This window comes from Nocardia sp. Tas62D01, from assembly GCF_055232035.1.
On sequence record NZ_JBUYUZ010000001.1, the window covers coordinates 3,109,967 to 3,136,450 of the forward strand.

Sequence of the window (26,484 nt, forward strand, 5' to 3'; positions counted from 1 at the left end):
CGCGCCGCCGAACATGCTCAGATGATCGAAACGCTAGATTGGTGATCGTGTCAGCGCCCCTGGAAGCGGTCAAACAGACCATGCGAACGCGCTGGCCGCTGTACCTGACATCGATGCTGCTGGCCAATGCCTTCGGCGCGGTTCTGGTGTGGGCGTTCATCCAGTACGGGCTCCCCGTCCCCGAAGGAGAATCGGCCGGCGCCAGGCGCACCGGCCTGTTGATCCCGGTCCTGGTCTTCGCGACCGGTGGCCTGCTCAGCTTGGCCTCCTCGGCGCTGATGCTGCGTCCGGTGATGCGCTGGCAGATGCGTGGCGGACCACCGAGCAGGCAAGAACAGATGGCCGCACTGCACGCCCCGCTGCGGCAGGCGATCGTGCACCTGACGCTGTGGCTGGTTGGCGGCGCCATCCTGGCCGCCACCATCATCGTCGACGCGCCCGAGCTCGCCGCCGCCGTGATCGTCACCGAATGTATGGCCGCCACCATCGTGTTCGGCTTCACCTACATGCTCGGCGAACGGATTCTGCGCCCGGTGGCCGCCGAGGCGCTGACCGAGGGCGCCTTCGATCACACGCTGACCCCCGGCGTCGGCACCAGAATGGGCATGACCTGGGGCATGGGCACTTTCGCCCCCACCATCGCCATCGTGCTGCTGTGCGTCACCCAGATTTCCTCGGACGTGAAATTCTCCGCACAGTCGCTGGCCATTTCGATCCTGCTGCTGTGCGGCGTGGTGATCATGCAGGCGCTGGCGCTGTCAATGCTGACCGGATCGAGCATCTCCGACCCGGTGCGCCAGCTCAGCCAGGCCATCGACCGGGTGCAGGAGGGCGCCCGCGATGTCCAGGTCGAGGTGTTCGACGGCAGCGAAATCGGGCTACTGCAGGTCGGTTTCAACCGGATGATGGAGGAGGCCGCCAAGCGCCGTCAGCTCCAAGAGCTGTTCGGCCAGCATGTCGGCGAGGAAGTGGCACAGCGCGCCCTCGACTACGGCACCGAGCTGGGCGGCGAGACCCGGTTCGTCGCGGTGCTGTTCGTCGATATGGTCGGCTCCACCGCGGCCGCGGCCGAGCGGCCGCCGACCGAGGTGGTCAGCCTGCTCAACGAGTTCTTCCGGATCGTCGTCGACATTATCGACCGCCACCACGGCTTCGTCAACAAGTTCGTCGGCGACGCCGCGTTGGCCATCTTCGGCGCCCCGCTGGACCGTCCCGACGCCCCGACCGCCGCGCTGGCCGCCGCCCGCGAGCTGCGCGAAACCCTGCGGGAGGTGCCCGGACTCGATATCGGCATCGGCGTATCCGCGGGCCTCGCCGTCGCCGGAAATATCGGCGCCGCGAACCGTTTCGAATACACGGTGATCGGCGATCCGGTCAATGAAGCGTCGCGACTGACTGAGCTGGCCAAGGATCAGCAAGGGCGGGTCCTCGCCTCCGGCAGCGCGCTGTATTTCGCCGATGAGAGTGAGCAGGACTATTGGGAAACCGGCGACGAAGTACAGCTGCGCGGACGACGCAGAAAAACTCTCCTGGCCTGGCCGAACGACGGCGCCGACCCGCATGCCGATGCAGACAGCGAAACGGCCGGTTCGTTAGGCTGACCTCGTGACGGCCAACGGCGAGCCCCCACCGCGACTGTCGACACACAAGACCGGCCGCAGCAAATTCTGGTGGGTCAAATGGGTTCTCGGCGTCGCACTGCTGGCATTGCTGATCGGCGAGGGCTACTACCTCTGGCCCCGGCTACATGAATCCTGGCGGAATCTCACCGAAATTCATTGGAGTTGGGTTGCCGCCTGTATTTGGATGCAGGCGCTGTCGATGAGCGGATTCGGCAGACTGCAAAAACAACTGCTGCACGCGGGCGGTGTCGAGGTCAGCCAGCGGCAATCGGTCGCGGTCGTCTACGGCGCCACCGCGATGTCGGTGACATTACCAGCGGGACAGGTATTTTCCACCGCCTTCACCTATCGACAGATGCGCCGCTGGGGCGCCAGCCCGATCGTCGCCTCGTGGCAGCTGGTGATCTCCGGCGTCATCGCCACCACCGGCCTTGCGCTACTCGGTGTCGGCGGCGCGCTGCTGGTCGGCAACCAAGTCGGGCCGTTCAAGCTGATCCTGCCGCTGGCCGGGGTGGTCGCGCTGGTGTGGGCGGGCAATTACATTTCGAAGCATCCTGGCGCGCTGGAAGCGGTGTTGCGCCGGGTGGTCGCGCTGATAAACCGGCTGCGCAAACGCCCTGCCGACCAGGGCATGAACAAGGTCGCCGAAATCCTGGCCCAGCTGGAATCGGTGGATCTGGGCAAGCGCGACGGCGCCTGGGTCGCCTGGTGGGCGCTGGTCCACAGGTTCGCCGACGTCGCCGGCCTCGGCTTCGCCTGCTACGCGGTGGGCGCCGATCCGAGGCTGGCCGGTCTGCTGATCGCATTCGCCGCCGGTAAGGCTGTCGGCTCGATCCCGTTCGCCCCCGGCGGCATCGTCTATGTGGACGCGACGCTGATCTACGGTCTGACGGCCGCCGCCGGACTGCCCGCTTCGCAAGCCGTTGCGGCCGCGTTCGCATACCGCATGGTGAGCTTCATCCTGGTCGCGATCGTTGGCTGGACGATTTTCCTGCTCGTGTCCCGCACCCGGCACGACGACGACGCCGAATTCGAGAAAGAGTTCGAGCAACGCCGCCTGTAATTTGGCAGCGCCTGCGGCGGAACGGGCCGCTCGTAAGACAGAGAGTGGTGGTCGGGTTGATGACGAGCTACTGCGCGGGCCAGGTGTCGCGATCGGTGCGGCGGGGGCACGCGATTACGCTTGCGCGCGTGAAGAAACTGGTGCCGTTGGTGGTCGATGCACTGCTGGTGATACTGTTCTGCGCGATCGGCAGGCGCAGTCATGACGAGGCGGTACTCACCGGGTTGCTGAAGACGGTGTGGCCGTTCGCAATTGGTCTCGGCGTCGGGTGGGTGGTGGCCGTGGTGGTGGCGCGCCGGATGTTCGGTGAGACCGGACGCGCCGCGGGGTTCGACGCAACCGCGTTGTGGCCCACCGGAGTTCTGGTCTGGCTCGGCACGCTCTGCGGCGGCATGCTGCTGCGGATGATCAGCGGCCAGGGCACGGCATTCAGCTTCATTCTCGTCGCCGCGACGGTGCTCGCGCTGTTCCTGCTCGGCTGGCGAGCGGCGGTCAAGGCAATGAATTAGCGCCCGAGTCGAACCGCCGCTGCCCCGCCGACTGTGCGCACCATTAAAACATCGTTCGCAAGTGCGCATGGTGTACCCCAATGAGGTCGCCTGGTCAGGCCCCGCATTCAGAGGAAGGCGACGGCCGCACTTATCAGGAGTGACACCGGCGAACTACCGAAAGGAGTCGGCGGCGCAGCTCCGGAGCTACGACCCAGGCGTGGCGAGGGCTTGCAGCATCCTGGCCGCCATCCGCGCGGTCGCGTCACCGCTGTCGACGTCGTTGATGTGGATCGCGAAGGCCAGGTCGCCCATGCTCGCGATCAGCCAGCCGTCGGATCCCGCGCTGGCGGTGAATCCGGTGACGTCGCGGTAGCCGCGCAGGCTGGCGAATTCCGGTCGGCCGGTGGCGTCGCGCAGCATGCCGCGCAGCCGGTCGGTCATTTCCGGAGTCAGCGCGGTGACCTGCGCGTCCGTGGTGCTCGGCCGTCCGACCTCGATCATCGGCCGCGGTACCGCGCCGCGTGCGATCGCGGCGGCGGCGATCGCCATGCCGAACGGACTGGCCAGCACCGCGTCGTTGCCGCCACCCTGGCGCACCTGTTCGGCGCTGCGGCCCGCGATCTGCAAGCGCCCGGTGACCTCGTCGAGTCCGGGGATCTTGAAATCGATGCCGACACCGAGCACGGTCGCGGCCTCCGCCGCGTCCTGCACCGAAACATCCTGTGGCGCCTTGCCTTTGGAAACCGCGGCGATGTTCCGGAACAGTTCGATGTTCCCACCGACCGGGTACAGGCCGGTGAACGCCACCGACCCGTGCTCACTGGCCTGGCTGTTCTGCGCGGCCGCGACCACCGCACCGGTGGACGGCTGAATCGCCACGATGGAAGCCTGGGTGGCCGCGCTGACCACCGCATCCTCGGCAGCGCGCTGCAGGCGCTGGTCCATGGTGCCCGCGATATCCGGTCCGGCCGGGCCCTGCTGGCCCGCGGTCTGGCCGACGAAGCGCCCGTCCTGCTCAAAAACATGCACACCCCAGCCAGAGTGTTGATCTTGGCTGTCCTGCTGGACCTTGCGCAGCGCATCGAGCAGCGGCGACCACACCCGGCGATCCGCCGAGATGAGCCGCGGTTGCCTCTCCATGACTACACCGGGGATGCGTGCCATGGCTGGTTCCAGGATTGCGAAGTCGGGTTCGCGCAGGTTCACCGCGACGATCGGGTTGCCCTGCGAGGTGGCCAGCTGCTGCATCAGCGACGGTCCGGTGATCAGCGGCGCGACCGGCTCTATGGCCTTGGCCAGCGCGTCGGAGGAGGCGACCGGGTCGGGCATCTTGGCGGGATCGAGCTTGATCACATTGATCGTCTGCTCGGTCATCAGCGCTTCGCCGACGATGTCATTGACCCGCGGCGGCGGCGTCGGAGTGGTGCGCACCAGCCGGACCGTCCGGTTGTGGTCCAGCTGTGGCATGACGACCGCGGGATCCCAGGAGATCCGCCAGCCGATTGTCAACTTCCGCACGTTGCCCTGCAGGCTGTACTTCCAGTTCTTGTGTTCGCCGAAATTCCAGTCGACATCCATGCTGAAGATGGCGGATTCGGCGTCCAGCGCGATGAATTGGGTCTTCTGGTAGTCGACCTTGCCCGACTGGAGGCCGGCGAACATTTGCTTCAGCGTTGCCGAAGCCGCAGTGGGGTAGGACGTCAGCTCCGACGCCTTCGCGAAGTTCTGATCGTCCAGCAGTTCGGTGAAGCGTTCGACAACCGCCTCGGCTTCACTTACCTTCTCGTGGAATCCGCACGATCCCATCGCGAAAACCAGCACCGCCGCTCCCGCGAGTGCGATAGCGCCGCGGACGCGAAAGCGGCGGGATCCCCACACATCCATGTCGCCCACTCTTCACTCTTGTCACTCCAGTAACAAGACCACCGTACCTCAAATTGCCTGCCCGCAGCGTCCGCGACCGAGGACGTTACCAATGCTCAGCGTCTCAATTGTGCCCGAAATCTCGCACTCCGGGGGCCAATCACGAAGGTCGTCCAGTCACAGCGACAGGCGCCGCTACCGTACCGACCGAAACGCAAAGTCGGGCGATAACTGCCCGCGTCGGCGTTTCGGGATCCGACCCGCCGTATCGACCGCGGTGGCGTGCCCGACAGATACCCCATCGACCCGACTCGAAACCCGTTCGCACAGAGCGGAACCGCTACGCCGGTTTACGACGTAATCTTGTAATCGTCGCAATACATCAGCACAGTAAGTAGGTGATTCCCAATGAGACACGAACATCGGGGACGGGGTTTCGGACGACCGGGCGGCTGGCAGCAGGCCGACCTCCCCGATCCCGCGGACGCCCCAGACTGGTTTGCCGGCCGATTGCCGAGCGACTGGTTTGCCGGACCCCCCGTGATCGAAATCGACCGCGACGAAATCGTAGTGATCGGCGAGCTACCGATCCCGCAACCCGATAAGCCCGCGGGAACCTAGCCCGTCGAAGGCGATTCCGTAGCGGATGCCCCCGCCGATGTCACGAACGCGACGAAAGAGGGCGCCATCGCCCGATTCCGCGAGTCCACCCGCCCCGCTCGCATGCGGATCGCGGACGAGGCGCAGCACCGTTACGGCCGCAGCGTCGCCTGGGGTGTCTCGGTAGACGGGCAGCGGATCATGTTCACCCACTTGGCCGTGCCGGTGATGACCCGGCTGCGGCAGCCGGAACGCAAGGTGCTCGACACCCTGGTCGACTCGGGCGTGGCCCGCTCGCGCTCCGACGCGCTGGCATGGACGGTAAAACTGGCGGGCAAGCACGCGGAGGCCTGGCTGGAGGAACTGCGCACCGCGATGCGCAAGGTGGACGACCTGCGCTCGGAAGGTCCGCAGGGCCTGTAGTCGGATCGGGCTAAGGTTGCGTACATGTCGACACCTGGTCCGATCCTGGTCCTCAACGGCCCGAACCTGAACATGCTCGGCACCCGACAGCCGGAGGTTTACGGGTCGGCGACGCTCGACGATGTCGTCGGACTGTGCAGGCAGACCGCCGCCCGGTACGGCCGTGAGATCGCCGCGTTCCAGTCGAATTCCGAAGGCGCGCTGATCGATCGGATCCACCGGGCGTGCGGTGTCGAATCGGGCATCGTCATCAATCCCGGCGGGCTGACCCACACCTCGGTGGCGCTGCGGGACGCGCTGGTGATCCCGGAGGTCCCGATCGTGGAGGTGCACATCAGCAATGTGCACGCCCGCGAGGAGTTCCGGCATCACTCCTATATCTCACCGATCGTCACCGCGGTCGTCGCCGGGATGGGCATCCACGGCTATGCGGCCGCCGTCGAATTCCTGATCCACGGAGCCAGCTGAATCCATTACGCCCACAACACTTCTGGACGCTGTGGGCTATGCCAGGCGGAAGACGGGGAAGCCGGGGGCGATCGCGGCGAGTTCCTCGTCGGTGGCGTCCTTGGTGACACCCTCGAAGAACTTGCCGACCTCCCAGCCCCAGCGCTTCAGGTAGAGACGCAGCAGCGGGACCTTGTTCTCGTCGGCAACCTCGGCGGCGGTGAACACCTCGACCCTGTGTCCCAGTCGCAACTCCCCGTCGCCCGCCGCGCGCAGGTTGCGCACCCACTGGGTGTGCCCGCGCGGCGCGACCAGGTAGCGGTTGCCGTCGTCGTCGGTCAGCAGATTCACCATGGTGGTCCGCCATTCACCACTCTTGCGACCCCGTACGGCCAGCAGCCGCGACCCCATCACGCTGATCCCGAGCCGCGGCAGCCAGTTGAAGATCCTGTTCATGATCGGGTCGAGTCCGGAGGGACCGATGTATCGGGTGCTGGCGTTCATGATGACTCTTTTGTGAGCACTGCTCTCTATCGAGAGTTAGTGTCGCACCGATCCCCAAGGTCAGTCAAGAGCAGTGCTCTCTCAAATCTCGGGCAGGGTTTCGCCGGTCTCCAGCAACGTCTTGAGGTTGGCGATGATGCTGGGCCAGCCGCCGCTGATGCCCGTGCGGACGGCGCTGCCGGGGTCGAAACCGTCGTGTACGACAGTCAGTTTCACGATTTCGCCGTGCGGCTCGAGTTCGAAGGTCACCTTCGAGCGCGGCTCCTTCGCCCAGGTGGCGACATCGTCGGGGTTCATCTCGAAGGTCGCGGCGAATGTCGGGTCGAAGGTGTGCCAGGTGTAGGACAGCTTTCGGAATGGATCCGATTCCAGGACAACCTGTTCGGGGTCCCGACTGGTCCAGTCACGCTGATGCCAGACCATCTCCGACCCTGGGCGCCAATCGGTTTCGAAGCCGGCGCCCCCGCTACTCGTCGGCCCCGCGCATGAGTTCGTAGGTGGACACCGCCTTGCCCGCCTGCTCGCTGGCGGCAACGGCCTTGCGCCAGAACGTCTGTGCGGTGTGCGAGAAGGTCGCGTCGACGCCGACCTCCTCGCTGGCGTCGATGATGTGCTGCGCACCGGCGTCCATCATCTTCAGGCTCGCAAGGCCGGCCCAGCCGCCCGCCTTGTTAGCCGCGGCGAACTCGTTCATGAAGTAGGGGAACGCCTCGCTGGAGCGGATCGCGAACGGGACGAACTGGTCGATGTCGTGGCCGGAGCGCTCGATCACGGCCGACGCCTGATCGAAGGCCAGCAGCCAGGGATGGAAGATGGTCAGCAGCGCCTGATAGAAGACCTGCGCGAGACCGTCGTCCTCGCCCAGGTACTCCTGCGGGCTCAGCGGACGCAGCAGCTCGGCGTGCGCCTCGAAGACCGCGCGCGGACCGCTGTAGAAGATGTAGGACGCGGGATGGGCGATGTTGTCGCCCGCCGACATGACGCCGCCCGAAATGAACTGCGCGCCATACGAACGCACCCATTGCGCGCCCTTGCGGGCCTGCTCCGGCGAGTCCGACGACAGGTTGGCGACGACCTTGCCCGCCAGGTGATCGGTGGCCTGGCCGAGCACGTCGTACATGGCGGCGTAGTGGGTGAGGCTCAGCACGGTCACCTCGTTGGCCTCCAGTGCCCCGGCGACCGTCGCGGCCCGGTTGGCGCCCAGCTCCACCAGGGCATCGGCCTTGGCGGTGCTGCGATTCCACACGGTCACCTCGACGCCGGCCGCCAGCAACGCCCGCACCATCGCCTGACCCATCGGTCCCAAGCCGACGACGGAGATCGAGCGCGGCGTGTTCTGCTCGGACATTGTGTGTCCCTTCTGTTCTCGAAGAGCTTCTCGATCGGTTGCTGTCGGCGCCGAACTCAATGGTCGTTGCCGCAGGTAATGTCGGGAAGACCGAACGTTCAGGTGTGGTTGCTTACCTCGAGGTTCGAAATACGGTCAGAAGGAGCGCGGTGGGCATGAATGGTGACGCAGATCACGTGTGCGGCATGTCCGTGGCGATCGACGTCGTCGGCGGCAAGTGGAAAATGCACCTGATGTGGGTCCTCGGCGAGGGCCCGCAACGCTTCGGCCAGATTCGCCGCCTGCTGGCCGGCGTCAGCGAAAAAGTCCTCTCCGAGAACCTGCGCCAGCTCGAAGCAAGCGGCGTAGTCCACCGCGAAGTCTTCCCCGAGGTCCCGCCACGCGTCGAGTACTCCTTGACTCCCCTGGGCGACGAACTCAACGTGGCCCTACGCCCACTCGAAGCCTGGGGCGACAAGAACCGCGACGAGATCCTCGGAAACCTCGTGGCATCCGCGAGCTAGCGCTCGATCGGACCAACCGGGCATCGCGGCGAGCATGACCGCCTTCAACACCCGGGCCGCGCTGCTCGATCACCGAGGAACTGCGCGGCGATCTGTTCACCGAGGCGCTCGAGCAGCGGCTCGGCATTCGCCATCGAACGGGCAGAGTCGGGCTCCAGGTCGGTGAGCGCGTAGCAGGCAGCGAAGCCCGCGGCCTCGATTTCGCTCGCGGCGAGCCGAGAACGACCGACGGCGGCCACCACGCGGATGCCCACTTCTCGCGCGGCCGCGCAGACTCCAATCGGAGCCTTGCCGTGCAGGCTCTGCATGTCGAGGGAGCCTTCGCCGGTCACAACCAGCGCCGCGCCGTCGAGCAGAGCGGGAAAGTCGAGGAGTTCGAGTACCTCGTCGATACCGCTGCGCACCTGAGCGCCGAGCACCGCGAGCGCACCGAATCCGGTCCCGCCCGCGGCACCCGCGCCGGGATGGTCGGCGAACTCCCGGCCGACAATATTCGCCCAATTCGTCAGTGCCGCTTCGAGAATCGAGAGGTCTTGCGCGCTCGAACCCTTCTGTGGCGCGTAGACGGCAACGGCACCGGTCGGGCCGAGTAGCGGGTTGTCGACATCGCAGGCCAGCGTGAAACCGGCCGCAGCGATGCCGGGGTGCAGGCCGGTCCGATCCAGTTGCGCCGCGCGGCCCAAAGCGCCACCGCCGGAGGGTAATTCATGGCCGTCGCGGTCCAGCACCCGGGCTCCGAGCGCGCGCAGCATGCCCGCGCCACCATCGGTGGAGGCGCTACCACCAAGGCCGACAACGATATTCGTGGCGCCGCGATCGAGCGCGTGCGCGATGACGACACCGAGACCATCGGTGCTCGCACCGAGCGGATCGAGCAGTCCCCCCGGCAGTTTCACCAACCCGACGGTTGCGGCCAGTTCGATCACCGCGGTGGCCCCGCGGACCGCGTAGACCGCGGTCGATCGCTCTCCGGTCGGGCCGGGTGCGGTCACCTCGACCCGCTCCCACCCGGCCGCGACGAACGCGTCGACCGTGCCGTCTCCACCGTCGGCGACCGGCACCTGCCGGATATCCGCCTCCGGAGCCACCCTTACGATGCCAACGGCCAGCGCCGCCGCCACCTGCGGCGCGGTCAGCGATCCCTTGAACTTGTCCGGGGCAATCAGCACCCGGGGCGTGAACGTCATCCCCACATTGTCGCGTGTGCTTCCAGCCATCGCACGTCAGCTGGTCGGTAGCGGAGCCTGCTCGGCCTGGCTGATGGTGACCTGACCGGTGCGCAGGTAGGTCATCACGGCGTCGTCGACGGCGGTATTGCCGCGGCCGAAGGTGCCGTGATCGCCGCCTTCGACGGTGATCAACGAGCCGTTGAGGGCTCGGGCCATGGCGGGGCCGCCCTCATATTCCGTCACCGCGTCGCGGCGGCTCTGCAGCAGCAGCGGCGGCGTGCGCAGGTCGCGGCCGGCGATCGGCACCGGCTTGGTCACCGGTCGCCATGAGCCGCAGGTCATTCCGGAGCGGACCATATCGGCGCGGGCATCCATGGCGTTGCCGCCCGAGGCGATGGTGCCGACCGCCGCGCCGAGCAGTTCCGGCCTGCCCGGCACCGCGTTCTCATTGCAGGTGATGGCGGCGAAGACGAAACGTCCGGTGGGATCGGTGCTGGTGGCGCCCTCGATGGCGCGCAGCCGCTGCACGTTCGCAGGGTCGGCGTTCGCCTCGGCCATCGCCTTGGCGAAGACCGGCCAGTAGGTGCGGGTATAGGTGGCCACCGCTGTCGCGCCCACCAATGGCACCTGGGCGGACGCACCGCCGGAAACCAAGGTGCGCAACAGGTTCTGTATCTTGCCGGTCTGCTCCGCACTGCCATTGAAGCCGTCGCGGGCGATCTCGGCGAGCGGCTCGGGCAGCTGGCCGGGCAGGTCGGAGACGCTCGCGGGCGGCGGGGTCAGGTTGGCGTACCAGCCGCCGCCCTGGTCGGCGACCAGACGCGCCCAATTCTGGTAGACCTGCAGCGCGGTGTCGCCGAGCCGGTATTCGCCGCTGTGTTCGGCGATCCAGCCGAACAGATCATCGAGTCGCTGCTTGCCTGCGACCTGCTGCTGGGCGAATTCCTCGGTCCACACCCAGTCGGGGTTGACGTTGGAATCAAGCACCATCCGATCGACCCGCGCGGGGAATAGCGAGGCGTACACCGCGCCGAGGTAGGTGCCGTAGGAGGTGCCGAGATAACTGATCCGCTCCACCCCGAGGGCGGCGCGTACCTCATCCAGGTCGCGGGCCGTGCTCTCGGTGGTGATGGTGTCGAGGTAACCGGGCAGCGCCGCGTCGCACGCCTTCTTGATGGCGTCGCGATTGCCGCCGCCCAGCGAAACCTGCTCGCCCTCGGACGCATTGGCGTCACCCTCGCAGCGCAGCGGCGTTGCCCATCGCAATCCGCGCGGCTGCACCGCGACGCGGTCGTAGTGGGCGTTGAGCTCAGCGGGCAGCATATCGACCCGACGCGCCCAGTAGTCCAGGGCGTCCGCGCCGGGGCCGCCCGGGTTGGCGACAATGACACCGCGCCGCTCCTCGGTCGCCGCGATCCGGCTGACGGTCAGGTCGATGCGCGGACCGTCCGGGTCGGCGTAGTTCATCGGCACCGAGACCACCGCGCATTGCACCCCGTGGTCGGCCGGCACCGATCCGTCCGGGCAGGCCCCGAAGGATGCTGAGGGCGCGGCATCGGCGAACCCCGTCGCGATCGATCCGCTCAGCAGGGTTGCCGCGGCCAGGGCAGCCGCTACCCGCGAAATACGCAGTGTCCTCATCATCTTTCGTACCTCCGCCGGGCCGACGCTAAGCGTACGCGGTCGGCGCGACCAAGAGCATTCTGCGCAGTCGAGCAGCGGTAGACAAGTCGAGAGCGTGATTTCGCCAGGCCAGCATTGCGATTCATGGCGAATCGGACGCACCAGAGTAGCGTCGAGCCATGTCGACTGAGGTCCGCAACAATACGACACTGGAACGTTTCGAGATCTACATCGACGGTGCAATCGCTGGCTACGCCGAATACCAGGACACCGCTTCCGAGCGCGCTTTCGTGCACACCGAGATCTATCCGCGGCACGAGGGTCAAGGGTACGGCCGGGTGCTGGTCGACGCCGCGCTGAAAAGCACACAGCAGGAAGGTTTCGGGGCTTTACCGATGTGTCCGATGGTGCATCACTTCATCGAGACCCGGCCCGAATACATTGCGATGGTGCCGCTGTGGGCACGCGAGCGGTTGGGGTTGCCCCAGTAATCGAATTGTCGCAGTAGTCGGCTCATCAATACGCGGCGACGGCGCCGTCGAGTGCCTGCTGCAAATCCGTGCGCACCAGCCGCGCGATTTCCGCCGGGCGGGCGGGCAGGTCCGTGATCGGCACACCAAAATAGACGCTGGCCGCCTTGGCCGCCTCCTTGGTCACCGGAATCGTCGGATCGGCTCGGGGCCCGTAGCTCAGAGCCATGCTGACCAGCGCCGGGACCGCGCCCAGCTTCATCGCGCGGAACGCGATATGCCCGATGCCGCTGCCGACAGCCTGTACCTGGGCGGGGTCGACGTCGTTGCAGGTGCCCTCGGGAAAGACCGCGATACCGTCGCCGCCCGCCATCCGTTCGGCACAGATGTCCATCATCCGCTGACCGGCCGCGTTCACCGCCCGCAGGCCGTGATCCTTGCTGCGGAACACCGGGATCCCGCCCATCATGTCGATCTTGCGGCGCTGTTCGGGATCGATGAAGAGTTCGTCCTTGGCCAGCACCCGGACCCGGCCGATCACCCGGCGGAGCTCGCTGCGCCACGCCGCGGCGGAGACCGTATACGGATCGGATTCGGAGAGATGGTTGATCGCGAGCAGCAACGGCCTGCCCTGGTCGATCACGTCGTGCAGTAGCTGTCGCGCCCCGTCCGCATAGGCGACGCGCGGATGGTATCGACGCCCGAGGATCGCGTAGGCGCCCAAGGCTTTGAGGCGGTTCTGCCGGTGGTCGCGATAGAAGTCGTAGACGATATCCTCATTGTCGAGGAGAACCTCGGGCCGTTCCATGCCGCCGACTCTAACGGGACTTCCCGGAATCGGTCGGCCCGCTCGAGAGACGAATGACCCGCGCCAGTGCGATGATGTCGGGGTGGCACGTGCAGATGACCCGGATGAGCGGCCAACTCGCGGCGGGCACGGCGACCGGCGGCGGCGCGACTCCCGGCACGGCGAGCAGGTCGTGCGTGCGGGCACCCTGCTGGTGTCGGCAACGGAGCTGGTCGAACCTACCTTCCGGCGCACCGTCGTCTACATCATCGAACACAACGAGGCGGGCAGTTTGGGCGTGGTGCTCAACCGCCCGAGCGACACCGCGGTGCACGACGTGCTACCCCGGTGGACCGAGGTGGCGGCGGCGCCACGCACCCTATTCATCGGCGGCCCGGTCAAGCGGGACGCGGCGCTGTGCCTCGGCACCATACGCGTCGGCGCCTCGATCGCCGGCATCTCCGGCTTGCGCCGGGTCGACGGCCGCGTGGTACTTGTCGATCTGGACGCCGACCCCGACGTGATCGGCCCGCTGATCGAGGGCATCCGCATTTTCGCGGGCTACGCTGGCTGGACCTTCGGCCAGCTCGAGGGCGAACTGCAGAACAACGACTGGATCGTGCTGTCCGCATTGCCGTCGGACCCGATCAGCACCGGCCGCCCCGACCTGTGGGCGCACGTCCTGCGCCGCCAACCACTGCCACTCTCGCTGCTTGCGACACACCCGATTGAACTGGAACGCAACTGAGGACGTGGTCTGCATGAAGGAGGAAAAACCGACATGCGACGTAACGACTGAGCAGGCGAGTACATGGGTAACTCCCGGGCAATCCCCAAAGGTCAATCACCGCCACAACCGCCGACCCGCAATAGACAACTCGGTGCATCCGACGACCGGCAAGAGTCGCGGAGTGGCGGGGGAGCAGGTGACCAATGCCCGACGACCAGGCCGAACTGATGCGAGTGCTTTACCAGGAACACGCGTCAGCACTGTGGAGATACACGCTCGGTCTGGTTCGCGACCCCGGGCGGGCCGAGGACATCGTGCAAGAGACACTGCTGCGGGCGTGGCAGCGCCCCAACGTGCTCGATCAGTCGACGATGTCGGCGCGGGCCTGGCTGTTCACGGTAGCCAGGAATCTCGCCGTGGATGAGCACCGCAGCGCCCGCAACCGGCGCGAGTTCCGCACCGACAACCCGCCGGAGCAGGCCGCTCCGGATCAGGCCGATCGGGCGCTGGACGGCTGGCTGGTCGCGGACGCGTTGGGCAGGCTCAGCGTCGATCATCGCGAGGTGATCGTGCGTGCCTACTATCGAGGACTTTCCACCCACCAGATCGCCGAGGAGCTCGACATTCCGGCGGGAACGGTGAAATCCCGGATGCACTACGGCATGCGGGCACTACGGCTGGCACTGCAGGAGATGGGGGTGACGAACCGATGACGGATACTTTCGACGACTACACCACGTGGGATGCCCCGTACGTGCTCGGCTCCCTGACCCGGACCGAACGCCGGGAATACGAGGTACACCTGGCCGAATGCCCGGCATGTCAGGCGGCGGTGGCCGATCTGGCCGGGATGCCCGGAATGCTCGGGCTGGTCGACACCGAGACCGCGCTGGCGATGATCGCGGCGCCGGATGCTCCTGTGGCGCAGGCCGATCCGCCGGTCCCGCAGTTGCTGCCTCTGCTCGCCGACGCGGCCGAACGACGACGCCGCCGCAGCAGGTGGGTGTCCATCGGCAGCGCGGTGGCGGCGGCCGCCGCGGCGGTGGCGATCGCGGTCCCGATCGTCCACTCGGTGAGCGCGTCGAACGCGCCGTCCACCTCGGGCCAAGTGGTCGCCGAACGCACGATGGAACCGTTGGAGCCGACCCCGGTCTCGGCCAGCTTCAAACTCGTGCGGGCCGACAACAAGACTCGGGTCGTGATGACCTGCAGTTACGGAGCGAGCGACCAGAAGTACACCTGGAACTACCAGTTGGTCGTTCAGCGCACCGACGGCCAGCAGACCGAGCTCGACCAGTGGCCTGCCGGACCCGGCACCGACCTGACGATCGACCGGACCGTAGACGCGCCTCCGGATCAGATCCGCAGTGTCGAAATCCGTTCCATGGCAACGGGTAAGACGATTCTCGTCGGAACGATCTGAGCACGCGGTCGATCCCCCGCCGGGTTCGGCGGGGGATCGGTCCACGGAGATTCAGCTCGTCTTCTTGCGGAAGATCGACATCGACCACAAGTATCCCACCACCGCGATACCGATGCACCAGGCGACGGAAATGATGCCGTTGTTGCCGATCTCGGTGCCCATCAGCAGGCCGCGGATGGTCTCGGTCAGCGGCGTGAACGGCTGGTACTCGGCGAACTGACGCAGGCCGACCGGCATGGTGTCGGTGCTGACCAGCCCGCTGCCGAGGAAGGGCAGCATCACGATCGGGAAGGGCATGTTGCTCGCGCTCTCCGGATTCGGTGCGAGCAGGCCCATCGCCACCGCGAGCCAGGTGAACGAAAAGACAACCAGCGCAATCAGACCGAAGGTGGCGATCCATTCGACGACGTTCGCCGAGGGCCGGAATCCGACGAGCAGGGCGATCGCGGTCATCACGGCGACGCCGAGCATGGCCTGGATCAAGGCGCCGATCACGTGCCCGGTCAGCATCGCGGATTGCGAAATCGCCATGGTGCGAAAGCGATCGATGATGCCCTTGGTGGAATCGGTGGCAATCGAAACCGCCACCGACACAGTCATATACGCCGGAATCATCAGCATCATGCCGGGAGCCAGGTAGTCGATGTAGTTGCCGCCGGAGGATTTCTCCAGTGCGCCACCGAACACATAGTTGAAGACCAGCAACAGCACCACCGGCATGATGACGACGCCGACGGTCATACTCGGATAACGCTTGGCGTGTACCAGGTTGCGCCGCAACATCGTTGCCGAGTCGGTGAGGACATAGGACGTGCTCATCGCGCGATCTCCTGCTCTGCGGTGGGGTGTCCGGTGAGGGTGAGGAAGACGTCATCGAGGTTCGGGGTGTGCACCGACAACCCCTCGACCTCGATCTGTTCGTAGTCGAGTCGGTCGAGCACGGCGCGTAGCGACTTGACCCCGCCGTCGCTTGGGATGGCCAGGGTGTGGTCCTCCTCGCCCGTGTCGTCGACCACCCGTGCGCTAGGACCCAGCGCGCGGACCGCGGCGTCGAGCCCGCCCCGGTCGGCGAATTCCAGCCGGATGTGACCGCCGGGCACCAGGCGCTTCAGTTCCGCCGCGGTGCCTTCGGCGACGATCTTGCCGTGGTCGAGCACCGCGATCCGGTCGGCGAGCTGATCGGCCTCCTCCAGGTACTGAGTGGTGAGGAAGACGGTGACGCTGTAGTCGTTGACCAGACTGCGGATGATGTCCCCATGGCCCGCCTGCTGCGCGGGTCCAGACCGGTGGTCGGCTCGTCCAGGAAGATGATCCGCGGATCGCCGACCAGGGTCATCGCCAGATCCAACCGCCTGGTCATGCCGCCGGAGTAGGTGGCGGCGGTCTTGTCGGCCGCATCGACGAGTTCGAAGCGCTCGAGCAGCTCCACGGCAAGGCGCTTGCTGTCCCGGCGCGGCAGATGGTGCAGATCGGCCATCAGGAGCAGGTTCTCCCGGCCGGTCAGCAGCTCGTCGACCGCGGAGAACTGGCCGGTGACGCCGATCGCGGCACGCACTGCGTCACGCTCGGCCGCCACGTCGTGGCCGTCGACGCGGATCTCGCCCGCATCGGCGTTGATGAGCGTGGTGAGGATCTGCACGGTAGTAGTCTTTCCCGCCCCGTTGGGACCGAGCATCGAATACACCGTGCCCTCGGGGACGGTGATGTCGATACCGTCGAGCACCACCTGGTCTCCGAACGATTTGCGGAGGCCGAGAGCCGAAATGGCCGGCCTGCGCTGACCGTTGTCCATGGTCTTCCTTCCTGAGTATTCATCAATGCATGCGAATGCATGCATGATTGATCTGCACCGCTACCGGAGTCCGGTGCGGCGATTGAGCTATCGAGTACGAGGTATTCGGTTGTCCGGGAGCGCGATCCGGCTAGATATCGAGCTCCTCGACCGGCGGGCGGTCCGCGATATCGGCCACCCGGTCATACAGCTTGTCGGGAATCTTCCCCTTCAGTTCCTTCAGTGAATCGACGATCTCGATGTTGAAATCGCCCCAATCCTGATCACCGACGCCGAGCATGCGCCGCCAGTTCTTCAGATCCTCGAGCCAGTTGGTGTTGGTCCCGTATTCGTCCCAGTTCGAATAGTGGGCGTGCATCACGAACTTGCCTTTGCGGCTGCGATACACCCGGACGTGTTCGATGCGCTCATCGTTGACGTCGCGCCACTCGCCGAGCAACGCACCGGAGAATCGGACCTGACGCACGCCATCGTGGCCGACCCGCAGCACAACTTCGTCGTAGCCCTCCAGCCTGCCCTCCTCCAGCTCGATGAACCGGCGCAGCGCCGTGGTCACCGCTCCGGAAAGATTGCCGCCGACCAGCTCCTGCGCTCGCTGGAACAGCGCTAGATCGTCATCGGCCACGTAGATCGTCTTGTTGGGCATGCTTCGACTATACGTAGATGTATACGTACACGCAAGACTTCAGGGTCCATCGGATGATCGGCATCCCGCGCCCAGCAATCTGCCTCTTGCGCGAGGCATTGAACCGCACGGCAGACTCACCCGTATCTCAGGTGTACGCGGTGTGTGTGATCGCGCACGTGTGTTCGCCACACGGCCGGTCGCTGCGAGAAGGAGTATCGGTGCCGAGCAGGGTCGTTGATTATCTGGTGCGGGCGGTTTCGGCTCTGGGCGTGCGGCACATCTTCGGAGTGGACGGCGCGAACATCGAGGACCTGTACGACGCCATCTTCGACGCGCCGTACGAGATCACCGGTGTGGTCGCCAAGCACGAATTCTCCGCAGCCACCATGGCCGACGGGTACGCCCGTTCGACCGGCGGGCTCGGTGTGGTCTGCGCCACGTCAGGTGGTGGCGCGATGAATCTCGTTGCCGGACTCGCCGAATCGTTCGCCTCCCGAGTCCCGGTGCTGGCCCTGGTCGGCCAACCGCCCACCGCGCTGGAGGGCCACGGCGCATTCCAGGACACCAGCGGCCGGGCGGGCACTATCGACGCGGTCCGGATGTTCAGCGAGATCACCCAGTACTGCGCCCGCGTGGAGACCGGCGCCGACCTGCCCGAACAGCTGGCCAGGGCGGTCGGCGCCACCCGGCGCGGCGGGCCGGCGGTGCTGCTGCTGCCCAAGGATGTGCAGCAGTCGAGCATGGACGACGTCCCGCCGTTCCGGTTGGCGCCGGCGACCCACCGCGACGACGAGAACGGCATCGCCCGGGTGCGCGCCGCACTGACCACCGCGCGCCGGACCGGGAAGATCGTGATCATCGCAGGCGACCAGGTGGCGCGCGACGATGCCCGCGGCGAACTGGCCCGGTTGGCAACCACACTGGATGCCGCCGTCGGCGTCGCACCGGACGCGAAGGACACCTACGACAACGCCGATGCCGGGTTCTGCGGTGTCGCGGGCAGCATGGGGCATCAAGAGCTCGCCGAGGCGATCCGCTCGGCGGCGCTGTGCCTGATCATCGGGACCCCGATGCCGATCACCGCACGCACCGGGTTGGACGAACTCTTGGCGTCGCGCCCGGTCGCGAGCATCGGCGTCACCGCGCCCTACGTGTCCACGATCCACGCAATTAGCACGAATCTGGCCATCACCCTCTCCGAGCTCGCGGACGTATTCACCAGCGCCGCGACATCTTCCCATGGCGAGCCGATCGCGCCGAATCCGCTCACCCCGCTGCCCGTCCCCGAATCGACCGGCCCCGGCCTGCGGTACCGTGAACTTGTCGAGACCATCGGCACGGTATTGCCCGAGGGCACCGATATCTTCGCGGACGCGGGCAACACCGGCGCCGCAGTGGTACACCACCTGCGGGTGCCCAACGGCGGACGGTTCGTCGTCGCGCTCGGCATGGGCGGCATGGGTTACGCCTTCGGCGCCGGTATCGGATCCGCCTTCGCCCGCCACCGCGGGCCCGGCGGACCGCGGCGGACAGCCGTCGTCGCCGGTGACGGCGCGTTCTTCATGCACGGCATGGAGTTGCACACCGCGATCGAGCACGCCCTGCCGATCACCTTCATCGTCCTCAACAACAACGCGCATGCCATGTGCGTCACCCGGGAACAGCTTTACTACCGGGATCGATACAGCTTCAACCGATTTCGACCAGCACACCTCGGAGCCGGCATCGACGCCATGTTCCCGGACCTGCCCGCCTACTCGGTGCGGACTCCGCAAGAGCTGGCCGCCGCACTGGGTTCATGTATGGAAACCCAAGGGCCGTCATTCATATCGATCGATTGCGACCCTGACGAAGTTCCGCCGTTTATTCCGTTCTTGTCGACATTGGAAGCTTCCAGGAGGACACCGTGACCACCAGCGCCCTGCCCGCACTCAGCGATATTCCGGAGGAGGTCATCCCCGGCGTGCTTCGCATCGAGAACTCCGATAAGGATGCCACCACTCCGATCATCATGGACATGCTGCGATCGGTGTATCCGCACGACCAGGTATTCGGTGAATACTGCCCGGTGCAGGCGTATATCGCCGCGCCACCGCAGGAGGTGTTCGAGTATCTCTCCGACACCCGATCGCTGGAGGAATGGACCTACAGCCTGCGCGGTTTCGTGGAGACCGAGGAGCCGGGCCTGTGGCTGGCCTACGATCGCCTCGGCGACGAAACCGAGATCTTCACCCGCACCGTCGCACACCAGGACGGCATGACCGTCGACTACCACTGTGCCTGGGACCAGCAACAGCACCTGTGGATGGTCTACCTGCTTCGGGTCATCGACGCGCAGGTAGTGTTCAACAAGCCGGGTTCGGTGGTGCTGTGGGTCAACTGCAAGCACCCCTTCTACGACGAAAACCCCTATCCCGAGACGGCACCCGCGAAGCGGCCTGTGTGGGTGGGCGATTTCTGGGAAATGTTCTCAGCAGGACATCAATTGGAAATGGAAAACCTCAAGGCGATCTGCGAATATCGGGCGGCAAATGGGTTGCCGATCAAGCCCGACTGGATGAAGTGAGACACACCTGATGAAGGCTACAAACCGTAACGATCCCACCAACCCCGACGCTCCTGGATTGCCGACGGTCAGCCTGGTCGATGTGTCCAGCTATCTGCCCGGCGAGCCGATCGGCACCGAATACTTCACCCAGTACAGCCGTTCGGATCGGATGGCGAAGAATGTGATGTTTCGCTCACCGCAGACCCGCCACCATGTCGGCCGGGACGAGACGTCGGTGGATATGGTCGAGCGTGCCGTCGCGCCGCTGATCGAACGCCACGGCGCGCAATTGCTTTCGAATATCGATGTGCTGATCACGCATACCCAGCTGCCGGACAATCCGGTGATGGGGTGCGGTCCCGAGGTGGCCCGCAGGCTCGGCGCGCGACCCGCGTTCGTGTACGACGTGCACAACGGCGGTTGCGCGGCCTTCGTGCACATGATGTCGATGGCGCGGATGATCCTGCAGACCACCAACGCGCGCACCGCCCTCATCGCGGCGACGCAGAATTGCGCGGGCCCGGTGTTCACCCAGTCCGAGATCCGCAAGCTCGCACAGGCGCCGGTGCCCGGCGACGGCTGCGGCGTGGGACTGCTCGTCAAGGATGACACCGCACCGATTCTCGATATCGAATGCCGCACCTATCCCGAGTTCGCCGGGGATATGTCCTTCTCCACCAACGGTGAGCGCAAGTATTGGGAGCCGGGCGAGGGTCAGGGCTGCGTCAGCTTCACCGAATCGAAGATCACCAAGGTGTTCGCCCGCGGCAACCGCCTGGTGCCGGAGGTGGCGCTGGCGGTGTGCGATCGCATCGGCGTGAAGGGCCGCGATATCGACACCTTCGTCACCAACCAGCCGAACCGGCTGTTCCTGCGCAACTGGCACGACGCGCTCGAACTGCCCGCCGAACGACATCCGGACACCTTCGACCAGTGCGGAAACCTTTTCGCCGCAGGCATTCCCGTCACCCTCGATGCGGAAAACCGGGCGGGCAGGCTGCGCAATGGATCGGTGGTGCTGATGTCGGCCTTCGCGCACGCGGGCGATTTCGCGGGCGCCGCGGCGGTGCGCTGGGGCGCGGCGGGATGAGCATCCAGCTGGCCGATGGCACTCGACCCTCGCGACAGCACCGGACCGAGCGGGCGCGGCCCCGATTCGATCTGAGCCTGAGCGAGAACCCTTTCCCACCGCTGCCTTCGGTGTTGTCGGCGGTGAACGGCGTACTGGCGCAGGCGAATCGGTATCCGGAATTCCTGCCGCGCCGGTTGCCGAAGCTGATCGCCGACCGTGTCGGCGTGCATTCGGATCAGGTCGTCGCCGGTTCGGGTGCGACCGGGGTGGCCATGCAAATCATGCAGGCGCTGACCACGCCCGGCGCCGGGATGGTGTACGGAGCGCCGACCTTCGACGGCTATCCGATCATGGCGGAGATGGCCGAACTCGATGTGGTACCGGTGCCGCTGGATGCGGGCGGCAACCAGGATCTGCCCGCCATGACCCGGGCCATCGACAAGCGCACCGGTCTGGTGGTGGTGTGCCGTCCGCACAATCCGACCGGCACGGTGATCTCGATCAGCCAGCTGAAGGCATTCCTGTCTGCCGTGCCGCGCCGGGTGCCGGTCATTCTCGATGAGGCGTACGCCGAATTCCTCGGCGTACCCGACCAGATCGATACCCTCGCGCTGCTGAATCGACATCCGAATCTGCTCGTGCTGCGCACCTTCTCGAAGGCGTACGGACTCGCCGGACTGCGTATCGGATACGTGTTCGGCAGACAGGAGCTGATCAGCCGAGTGCACAGGCTGCAGCTGCCATTCGGGGTGAGTTCTGCGGCGGTGGCCGCGGTAGCCGCGTCCTACGCCGCCGAACCCGAGCTCGCCGCACGCATCCTGCGGATCACCACCGCGCGGGAAAATCTGCGCAACGCACTGTGCCGCCGTGGCATCGCGGTACCGCGCAGCCATGCCAATTTCCTGTATCTACCCGGGCCGGGTGTGGCGACGGCGCTACGCAGGGCCGGGATCGGGGCCAGGGCATATCCCGATGGCAGTGCGCGGATCGCGGTCGGCGATCCCGATGCCGACCGTGCGGTCCTACACGCGTTCCCACTCCCCGGAGACTTCGGTCCGATGGCGGACGTCTTGTAAGCGGCGGGCTGGTCGTCGGTGCTGCGCCGACTTCGCCGAACTGCCCGAGACGTCCTTGTCCAGTGCCGGGCAGGACAGCGCGAGTGGATCGGGTACCGATCGTGGTTCTATGGAGTCGTGCCGACCCGGCGTGATCGCAGCCTGCAACCGAATGTCGCACCGGCGTATCGGACGGCGAGCCGAGTGTTCTTTCGTTTCAGGATCGGACGGCGCGAACTCATCGCACGGCAGACCGTCATCGAACCCGGCGGCGCCAGCGGCTGGCACTACCACGATGGCACCCTGCTGGTCCTGGTCGCTCGCGGCATCCTCGACCATCCCTACGCCGATTGCGCCCCGGTCACCTATCGACGCGGCCGCATCTTCCTAGAACCCAGCGGTCCAGCCCATCCACATGTGGCACGCAACCGCGGGACGACTCCGGTCACCCTGTTCGTGCTCTATCTCAATCCGACCGGCAGCCCGCTGTCGCGCAGTGTCGCGCCGCCGGACTGCGCCGACTGATCCAGCCGATACCCGAGTGAGCGGTCAGCTGGCGGGCAGGCAGGCGTCGCGCAGCGAGCAGGCGCCACAGGACTGACCGCAGCCGCCGACTTCCTGGGCCGGGAGCAGACCTGCGACGGCCTGGGCCGCGGCGTTGGCGCCGGCGCCAAGGGTGAAGAGGGCGATGACCGTCGTCGCCGCGGCGACGACGAGAGCGACGACCCCGCCCGCGGCAAGGGCGACGAGACCACCGGCGAAGAGCAGGGCGCCCGCGGCCACCGAGGTGGGGGCGGCGACGCGGTTCGCGATACGGAAGGTCTCGTCATCGTGCAGGGTGGCCTCGGTGTGCACCCCGACGAAGCGGTTGCGCGGGAGCCGGCCGATCAGTCCGAGCACGCCGGTTGCGACGGCCACGACGGCCAGCACGAACAGGACTAGAGCGACGACGAACACTCGAGAAGGCTAGCGCACCGCCGTCCCGGCGCGGCGGTCTGCTCACCCGCAACCGTCCAGCATGCGCCGTGACACCGCACCGGACAAGCGCATTCCACATTGTTTCCCGGCCGTCGGCGAGCACAGCAACCACGCGCGTTCGCCCGGCGATTCGCGCACGACCGAGCAGTGGAAGTCATCGGAAAGCCGGTGCGGCGCAAGCGCACCGCACGCATTCGACAAAGCGCGAGATTGCGAACGCCGCAGTAGCCGCGCGGGCGTTGTGGATAAATTGCGCGGGCGCCACGAGAATGACAGCCCGGCCCGATTTTCGGTCCTCCGACCCGGACGTTCTACCCTGATAGACGTAGTTATGACGGGGATCGGCGATAACAAGAAGGCGGGACCGTGCAGGACACTCGTGCAACCGAAAGCGATGTACCAGAGCATCGGTACAACGCCGAGCTCGCAGGCCGCATCGAGCGCCGGTGGCAGCGGATCTGGGATGAGCGCGGGACCTTCCACGCGCCGAACCCGGTAGGCCCGCTCGCGGGTGAAACCCCGGCGGACAAGTTGTTCGTCCAGGACATGTTCCCGTACCCGTCCGGCGCGGGCCTGCACGTCGGGCATCCGCTCGGCTACATTGCCACCGACGTCTTCGCGCGCTACCACCGGATGCGCGGACGCAACGTGCTGCACGCACTGGGCTACGACGCGTTCGGCCTGCCCGCCGAGCAGTACGCGGTGCAGACCGGTGCGCACCCGCGGGTGACAACCGAGTCGAACATCGCCACCATGCAGCGGCAGCTGGACCGACTCGGGCTCGGACATGACCGGCGGCGCTCCTTCGCGACTACCGATCCGGAGTACTACAAGTGGACGCAGTGGATCTTCCTGCGCATCTACAACGCCTGGTACGACCTGGAAATGGATCGAGCCCGGCCGATCTCGGAGCTGGAAGACCAATTCGCCACCGGCGCAAGGCCGGTCCCGGACGGCCGGGCCTGGCACGAGCTGACCGCCGCCGAGCGCGCGGAGCAGCTCGACTCCTATCGTCTGGTGTACCAGACCGATTCGATGGTGAACTGGTGCCCGGGACTCGGCACGGTGCTGTCCAACGAGGAGGTCACCGCCGACGGCCGCAGCGAGCGCGGCAACTTCCCGGTGTTCCGGAAGCGGCTGTGGCAGTGGATGATGCGCATCACCGCCTACTCCGACCGGCTGGTCGACGATCTCGAGCGGCTGGACTGGCCGGAGAATGTGAAGGCCATGCAGCGCAACTGGATCGGGCGATCCCGCGGCGCGCAGGTGAAATTCGATGCCGACGGTGAGCAGATCGAGGTCTTCACCACCCGGCCCGACACCCTTTTCGGCGCAACGTATGTGGTGCTGGCGCCGGAGCACGAGCTGGTCGACAAGCTGACCGCGGCAGCCTGGCCCGAGGGCACCGATCCGCGCTGGACCAACGACAACGCCGCCACCCCCGCGGATGCCGTTGCGGCATACCGCAAGTCGATCGCGGCCAAGTCGGATCTGGAGCGTCAGGAGAACAAGGAGAAGACCGGCGTCTTCCTGGGCACCTATGCGACCAACCCGGCGAACGGCGCGCAGGTGCCGATCTTCATCGCCGACTACGTGCTGAGCGGCTACGGCACCGGCGCGATCATGGCGGTGCCCGGCCACGACCAGCGGGACTGGGATTTCGCGACCGCACTCGGCCTGCCGATCGTCGAGGTCATCGCCGGTGGCGACATCACGACGGCCGCCTATGCGGGCGACGGCGCGGTGGTGAATTCCGATTACCTGAACGCCCTTTCTGTCGAGGAGGCCAAGGCGACGATCGTCGCCAGGCTGGAGACCGATGGTCACGGCAAGGGCACCATCCAGTACAAGCTGCGCGACTGGCTGTTCGCCCGCCAGCGGTACTGGGGCGAGCCGTTCCCGATCGTCTACGACGAGCACGGCGCACCGCACGCGCTGCCGGAATCCATACTGCCCGTGCGGCTTCCGGAGCTCGACGACTTCGCACCGGTGACCTTCGACCCGGACGACGCGAACTCCGAACCGTCCCCGCCGCTGGCCAAGGCCACCGACTGGGTGAATGTCGAACTGGATCTGGGCGACGGCCCGAAGCTGTACCGGCGCGACACCAACGTCATGCCGAACTGGGCGGGCAGCTCCTGGTACCAGCTGCGCTACGCCGATCCGACGAACTCCGAAGCATTCTGCGCCAAGGAGAACGAGGAGTACTGGCTGGGTCCGCGGACCGGCGAGCACGGCGTGGACGATCCCGGCGGCGTCGACCTGTACGTCGGCGGCGTCGAGCACGCGGTGCTGCACCTGCTGTACGCGCGGTTCTGGCAGAAGGTGCTGTTCGATCTCGGTGAGGTGACCGGATACGAGCCCTACCGACGGCTGTTCAACCAGGGCTACATCCAGGCGCACGCCTACACCGATTCCCGTGGCGCGTACGTGCCCGCCGCGGAAATCGTCGAACGCGACGGCAAGTTCTTCTGGACCGATACCACCGGCACCGAGATCGAGGTGTTCCAGGAGTACGGCAAGATCGGAAAGTCGTTGAAGAACGCCATCTCTCCCGATGAGATGTGCGATCTGTACGGCGCCGATACCTTCCGCTTCTACGAGATGTCGATGGGTCCGCTGGATACCTCGCGGCCGTGGGCGACCAAGGATGTCGTCGGCGCGCACCGCTTCCTGCAGCGCGTGTGGCGACTGGTGGTGAACGAGGAGACCGGTAGTCTGCGGGTCACCGACGCGACGCCTGCCGACGAGACGTTGCGCATGCTGCACAAGACGATCGCCGGCGTCGACGAGGATCTGGCCGCGCTGCGCGACAACACGGCCGGTGCCAAGCTCATCGAGCTGACCAACCACCTCACCAAGGCCTACCCGGACGGCGCCCCGCGCTCGGTGGTCGAGCCGGTGGTGCTGATGCTGGCGCCGATGGCCCCGCACATCGCCGAGGAGCTGTGGGAACGACTGGGCCACACCGCGTCGCTGGCGCACGGCCCGTTCCCCGCAGTCGATCCGGCATTGCTGCTCGACGAGTCGGTCGAGTACCCGATTCAGGTGAACGGCAAGGTGCGCAGCCGAATTCAGGTTCCCGCCGACGCCGACAATGCGACGATCGAGGCGGCCGCGCTTGCCGACGAGAAGATCGCGGCGCTGCTCGGTGGCAATGCGCCGCGCAAGCTGATCGTGGTGCCTGGGCGTCTGGTGAACATCGTCGCCTGAGCAAACCCCGGCGTCGGACTCGTCGGTCCTGACGCCGGGCAGCACCGGCGGTACGGCGTCCGGTCATCCCGCCACTCCGGCGAAGGTCGGAACCCGTTGTGACAGTGAATGTATCGCATTCTTCAGTCCCGG

General features: G+C 66.4%; 25 protein-coding genes and 2 pseudogenes. 16 read left to right on the plus strand and 11 right to left on the minus strand.

All coding sequences use genetic code 11. The features are described from left to right. Nucleotides 1-80 precede the first annotated feature (80 nt). The 3 genes from ACV7NQ_RS15245 (at nucleotide 81) to ACV7NQ_RS15255 (ending at nucleotide 3,194) form a co-directional block, all read left to right on the plus strand. On the plus strand, nucleotides 81-1,601 hold the full coding sequence (locus ACV7NQ_RS15245) for an adenylate/guanylate cyclase domain-containing protein (RefSeq protein WP_463365679.1): 1,521 nt from the start codon (nucleotides 81-83) through the stop codon (nucleotides 1,599-1,601). 4 nt (nucleotides 1,602-1,605) lie between these two features. Continuing rightward, nucleotides 1,606-2,685: a lysylphosphatidylglycerol synthase transmembrane domain-containing protein gene (locus tag ACV7NQ_RS15250; RefSeq protein WP_463360260.1), complete on the plus strand. Its 1,080-nt coding sequence runs from the start codon at nucleotides 1,606-1,608 to the stop codon at nucleotides 2,683-2,685. A 128-nt stretch (nucleotides 2,686-2,813) separates the two neighbouring features. Next, on the plus strand, nucleotides 2,814-3,194 hold the full coding sequence (locus ACV7NQ_RS15255; RefSeq protein ID WP_463365680.1) for a DUF3054 domain-containing protein: 381 nt from the start codon (nucleotides 2,814-2,816) through the stop codon (nucleotides 3,192-3,194). Between the two features lie 186 nt (nucleotides 3,195-3,380). Here ACV7NQ_RS15255 and ACV7NQ_RS15260 read toward each other — a convergent pair whose 3' ends face one another. Then, nucleotides 3,381-5,060 (minus strand): NTF2-like N-terminal transpeptidase domain-containing protein, encoded by a 1,680-nt coding sequence (locus ACV7NQ_RS15260; protein ID WP_463360261.1) that lies wholly within the window; start codon nucleotides 5,058-5,060, stop codon nucleotides 3,381-3,383. A 387-nt stretch (nucleotides 5,061-5,447) separates the two neighbouring features. Here ACV7NQ_RS15260 and ACV7NQ_RS15265 point away from each other — a divergent pair. Further along, nucleotides 5,448-6,062, plus strand: a pseudogene (locus ACV7NQ_RS15265) (hypothetical protein). A 24-nt stretch (nucleotides 6,063-6,086) separates the two neighbouring features. After that, nucleotides 6,087-6,530, plus strand: a complete 444-nt coding sequence (gene aroQ, locus ACV7NQ_RS15270) for a type II 3-dehydroquinate dehydratase (RefSeq protein ID WP_463360262.1) — start codon at nucleotides 6,087-6,089, stop codon at nucleotides 6,528-6,530. A 36-nt stretch (nucleotides 6,531-6,566) separates the two neighbouring features. Here aroQ and ACV7NQ_RS15275 read toward each other — a convergent pair whose 3' ends face one another. The 3 genes from ACV7NQ_RS15275 to ACV7NQ_RS15285 all read right to left on the minus strand — a co-directional run bounded on the left by ACV7NQ_RS15275 (nucleotide 6,567) and on the right by ACV7NQ_RS15285 (nucleotide 8,361). Then, nucleotides 6,567-7,013, minus strand: a complete 447-nt coding sequence (locus tag ACV7NQ_RS15275) for a nitroreductase family deazaflavin-dependent oxidoreductase (RefSeq protein WP_463360263.1) — start codon at nucleotides 7,011-7,013, stop codon at nucleotides 6,567-6,569. An 81-nt stretch (nucleotides 7,014-7,094) separates the two neighbouring features. Beyond that, nucleotides 7,095-7,547, minus strand: coding sequence for an SRPBCC family protein (locus ACV7NQ_RS15280; RefSeq protein WP_463360264.1), 453 nt, complete (start codon nucleotides 7,545-7,547; stop codon nucleotides 7,095-7,097). Continuing rightward, nucleotides 7,480-8,361: an NAD(P)-dependent oxidoreductase gene (locus tag ACV7NQ_RS15285; RefSeq protein WP_463360265.1), complete on the minus strand. Its 882-nt coding sequence runs from the start codon at nucleotides 8,359-8,361 to the stop codon at nucleotides 7,480-7,482. The genes ACV7NQ_RS15280 and ACV7NQ_RS15285 overlap by 68 nt, the downstream gene beginning before the upstream one ends. Nucleotides 8,362-8,516: 155 nt before the next feature. On the opposite strand from ACV7NQ_RS15285, the gene ACV7NQ_RS15290 reads away from it, so the two are divergent. Further along, complete coding sequence (locus ACV7NQ_RS15290) at nucleotides 8,517-8,864, plus strand: winged helix-turn-helix transcriptional regulator (protein ID WP_463360266.1); 348 nt, start codon at nucleotides 8,517-8,519, stop codon at nucleotides 8,862-8,864. 44 nt (nucleotides 8,865-8,908) lie between these two features. On the opposite strand, the gene ACV7NQ_RS15295 is transcribed toward ACV7NQ_RS15290, so the two are convergent. Both ACV7NQ_RS15295 and ACV7NQ_RS15300 read right to left on the minus strand, forming a co-directional pair. Continuing rightward, complete coding sequence (locus ACV7NQ_RS15295) at nucleotides 8,909-10,051, minus strand: glycerate kinase (protein WP_463360267.1); 1,143 nt, start codon at nucleotides 10,049-10,051, stop codon at nucleotides 8,909-8,911. 36 nt (nucleotides 10,052-10,087) lie between these two features. Further along, entirely contained in the window at nucleotides 10,088-11,677 is a 1,590-nt protein-coding gene (locus ACV7NQ_RS15300) for an alpha/beta hydrolase (RefSeq protein WP_463360268.1), read from the minus strand. Between the two features lie 158 nt (nucleotides 11,678-11,835). Here ACV7NQ_RS15300 and ACV7NQ_RS15305 point away from each other — a divergent pair, with 158 nt between their 5' ends. Next, on the plus strand, nucleotides 11,836-12,147 hold the full coding sequence (locus ACV7NQ_RS15305; RefSeq protein WP_463360269.1) for a GNAT family N-acetyltransferase: 312 nt from the start codon (nucleotides 11,836-11,838) through the stop codon (nucleotides 12,145-12,147). Between the two features lie 25 nt (nucleotides 12,148-12,172). On the opposite strand, the gene ACV7NQ_RS15310 is transcribed toward ACV7NQ_RS15305, so the two are convergent. Next, the gene (locus ACV7NQ_RS15310; protein WP_463360270.1) at nucleotides 12,173-12,934 is read right to left on the minus strand and encodes a lysophospholipid acyltransferase family protein; all 762 of its coding nucleotides are present in this window, start codon (nucleotides 12,932-12,934) and stop codon (nucleotides 12,173-12,175) included. An 82-nt stretch (nucleotides 12,935-13,016) separates the two neighbouring features. Here ACV7NQ_RS15310 and ACV7NQ_RS15315 point away from each other — a divergent pair, with 82 nt between their 5' ends. The 3 genes from ACV7NQ_RS15315 to ACV7NQ_RS15325 all read left to right on the plus strand — a co-directional run bounded on the left by ACV7NQ_RS15315 (nucleotide 13,017) and on the right by ACV7NQ_RS15325 (nucleotide 15,066). After that, nucleotides 13,017-13,661, plus strand: a complete 645-nt coding sequence (locus ACV7NQ_RS15315; protein ID WP_463360271.1) for a YqgE/AlgH family protein — start codon at nucleotides 13,017-13,019, stop codon at nucleotides 13,659-13,661. A gap of 185 nt (nucleotides 13,662-13,846) precedes the next feature. Beyond that, a complete protein-coding gene (locus ACV7NQ_RS15320) occupies nucleotides 13,847-14,356 on the plus strand; it encodes a sigma-70 family RNA polymerase sigma factor (protein ID WP_463360272.1) in 510 nt (169 codons plus the stop codon). Further along, nucleotides 14,353-15,066, plus strand: coding sequence for an anti-sigma factor family protein (locus ACV7NQ_RS15325; protein WP_463360273.1), 714 nt, complete (start codon nucleotides 14,353-14,355; stop codon nucleotides 15,064-15,066). The genes ACV7NQ_RS15320 and ACV7NQ_RS15325 overlap by 4 nt, the downstream gene beginning before the upstream one ends. A 51-nt stretch (nucleotides 15,067-15,117) precedes the next feature. Here ACV7NQ_RS15325 and ACV7NQ_RS15330 read toward each other — a convergent pair whose 3' ends face one another. The 3 genes and pseudogenes from ACV7NQ_RS15330 to ACV7NQ_RS15340 form a co-directional block, all read right to left on the minus strand. Beyond that, on the minus strand, nucleotides 15,118-15,885 hold the full coding sequence (locus ACV7NQ_RS15330; RefSeq protein WP_463360274.1) for an ABC transporter permease: 768 nt from the start codon (nucleotides 15,883-15,885) through the stop codon (nucleotides 15,118-15,120). Then, nucleotides 15,882-16,858 (minus strand): annotated as a pseudogene (locus ACV7NQ_RS15335) (ATP-binding cassette domain-containing protein). Before ACV7NQ_RS15335 ends, ACV7NQ_RS15330 begins: the two are co-directional and overlap by 4 nt. Before the next feature lie 130 nt (nucleotides 16,859-16,988). Further along, nucleotides 16,989-17,504 carry an EXLDI protein gene (locus ACV7NQ_RS15340; RefSeq protein ID WP_463360275.1) on the minus strand — a complete coding sequence of 172 codons (516 nt, stop codon included), beginning with the start codon at nucleotides 17,502-17,504 and terminating at the stop codon, nucleotides 16,989-16,991. 200 nt (nucleotides 17,505-17,704) lie between these two features. Here ACV7NQ_RS15340 and ACV7NQ_RS15345 point away from each other — a divergent pair, with 200 nt between their 5' ends. The 5 genes from ACV7NQ_RS15345 (at nucleotide 17,705) to ACV7NQ_RS15365 (ending at nucleotide 22,686) form a co-directional block, all read left to right on the plus strand. Further along, complete coding sequence (locus ACV7NQ_RS15345) at nucleotides 17,705-19,396, plus strand: thiamine pyrophosphate-binding protein (protein WP_463360276.1); 1,692 nt, start codon at nucleotides 17,705-17,707, stop codon at nucleotides 19,394-19,396. Continuing rightward, complete coding sequence (locus ACV7NQ_RS15350) at nucleotides 19,393-20,052, plus strand: SRPBCC family protein (protein ID WP_463360277.1); 660 nt, start codon at nucleotides 19,393-19,395, stop codon at nucleotides 20,050-20,052. Before ACV7NQ_RS15345 ends, ACV7NQ_RS15350 begins: the two co-directional genes overlap by 4 nt. 10 nt (nucleotides 20,053-20,062) lie before the next feature. Beyond that, the gene (locus ACV7NQ_RS15355) at nucleotides 20,063-21,124 is read left to right on the plus strand and encodes a 3-oxoacyl-ACP synthase III family protein (protein WP_463360278.1); all 1,062 of its coding nucleotides are present in this window, start codon (nucleotides 20,063-20,065) and stop codon (nucleotides 21,122-21,124) included. After that, nucleotides 21,121-22,182, plus strand: coding sequence for a pyridoxal phosphate-dependent aminotransferase (locus ACV7NQ_RS15360; protein ID WP_463360279.1), 1,062 nt, complete (start codon nucleotides 21,121-21,123; stop codon nucleotides 22,180-22,182). The genes ACV7NQ_RS15355 and ACV7NQ_RS15360 overlap by 4 nt, the downstream gene beginning before the upstream one ends. A 183-nt stretch (nucleotides 22,183-22,365) precedes the next feature. Further along, on the plus strand, nucleotides 22,366-22,686 hold the full coding sequence (locus tag ACV7NQ_RS15365; RefSeq protein WP_463360280.1) for a cupin domain-containing protein: 321 nt from the start codon (nucleotides 22,366-22,368) through the stop codon (nucleotides 22,684-22,686). A 24-nt stretch (nucleotides 22,687-22,710) separates the two neighbouring features. On the opposite strand, the gene ACV7NQ_RS15370 is transcribed toward ACV7NQ_RS15365, so the two are convergent. Then, entirely contained in the window at nucleotides 22,711-23,118 is a 408-nt protein-coding gene (locus tag ACV7NQ_RS15370) for an SdpI family protein (RefSeq protein ID WP_463360281.1), read from the minus strand. A gap of 387 nt (nucleotides 23,119-23,505) precedes the next feature. On the opposite strand from ACV7NQ_RS15370, the gene leuS reads away from it, so the two are divergent. Beyond that, nucleotides 23,506-26,352: a leucine--tRNA ligase gene (leuS, locus tag ACV7NQ_RS15375; RefSeq protein WP_463360282.1), complete on the plus strand. Its 2,847-nt coding sequence runs from the start codon at nucleotides 23,506-23,508 to the stop codon at nucleotides 26,350-26,352. Nucleotides 26,353-26,484: the final 132 nt, after the last annotated feature.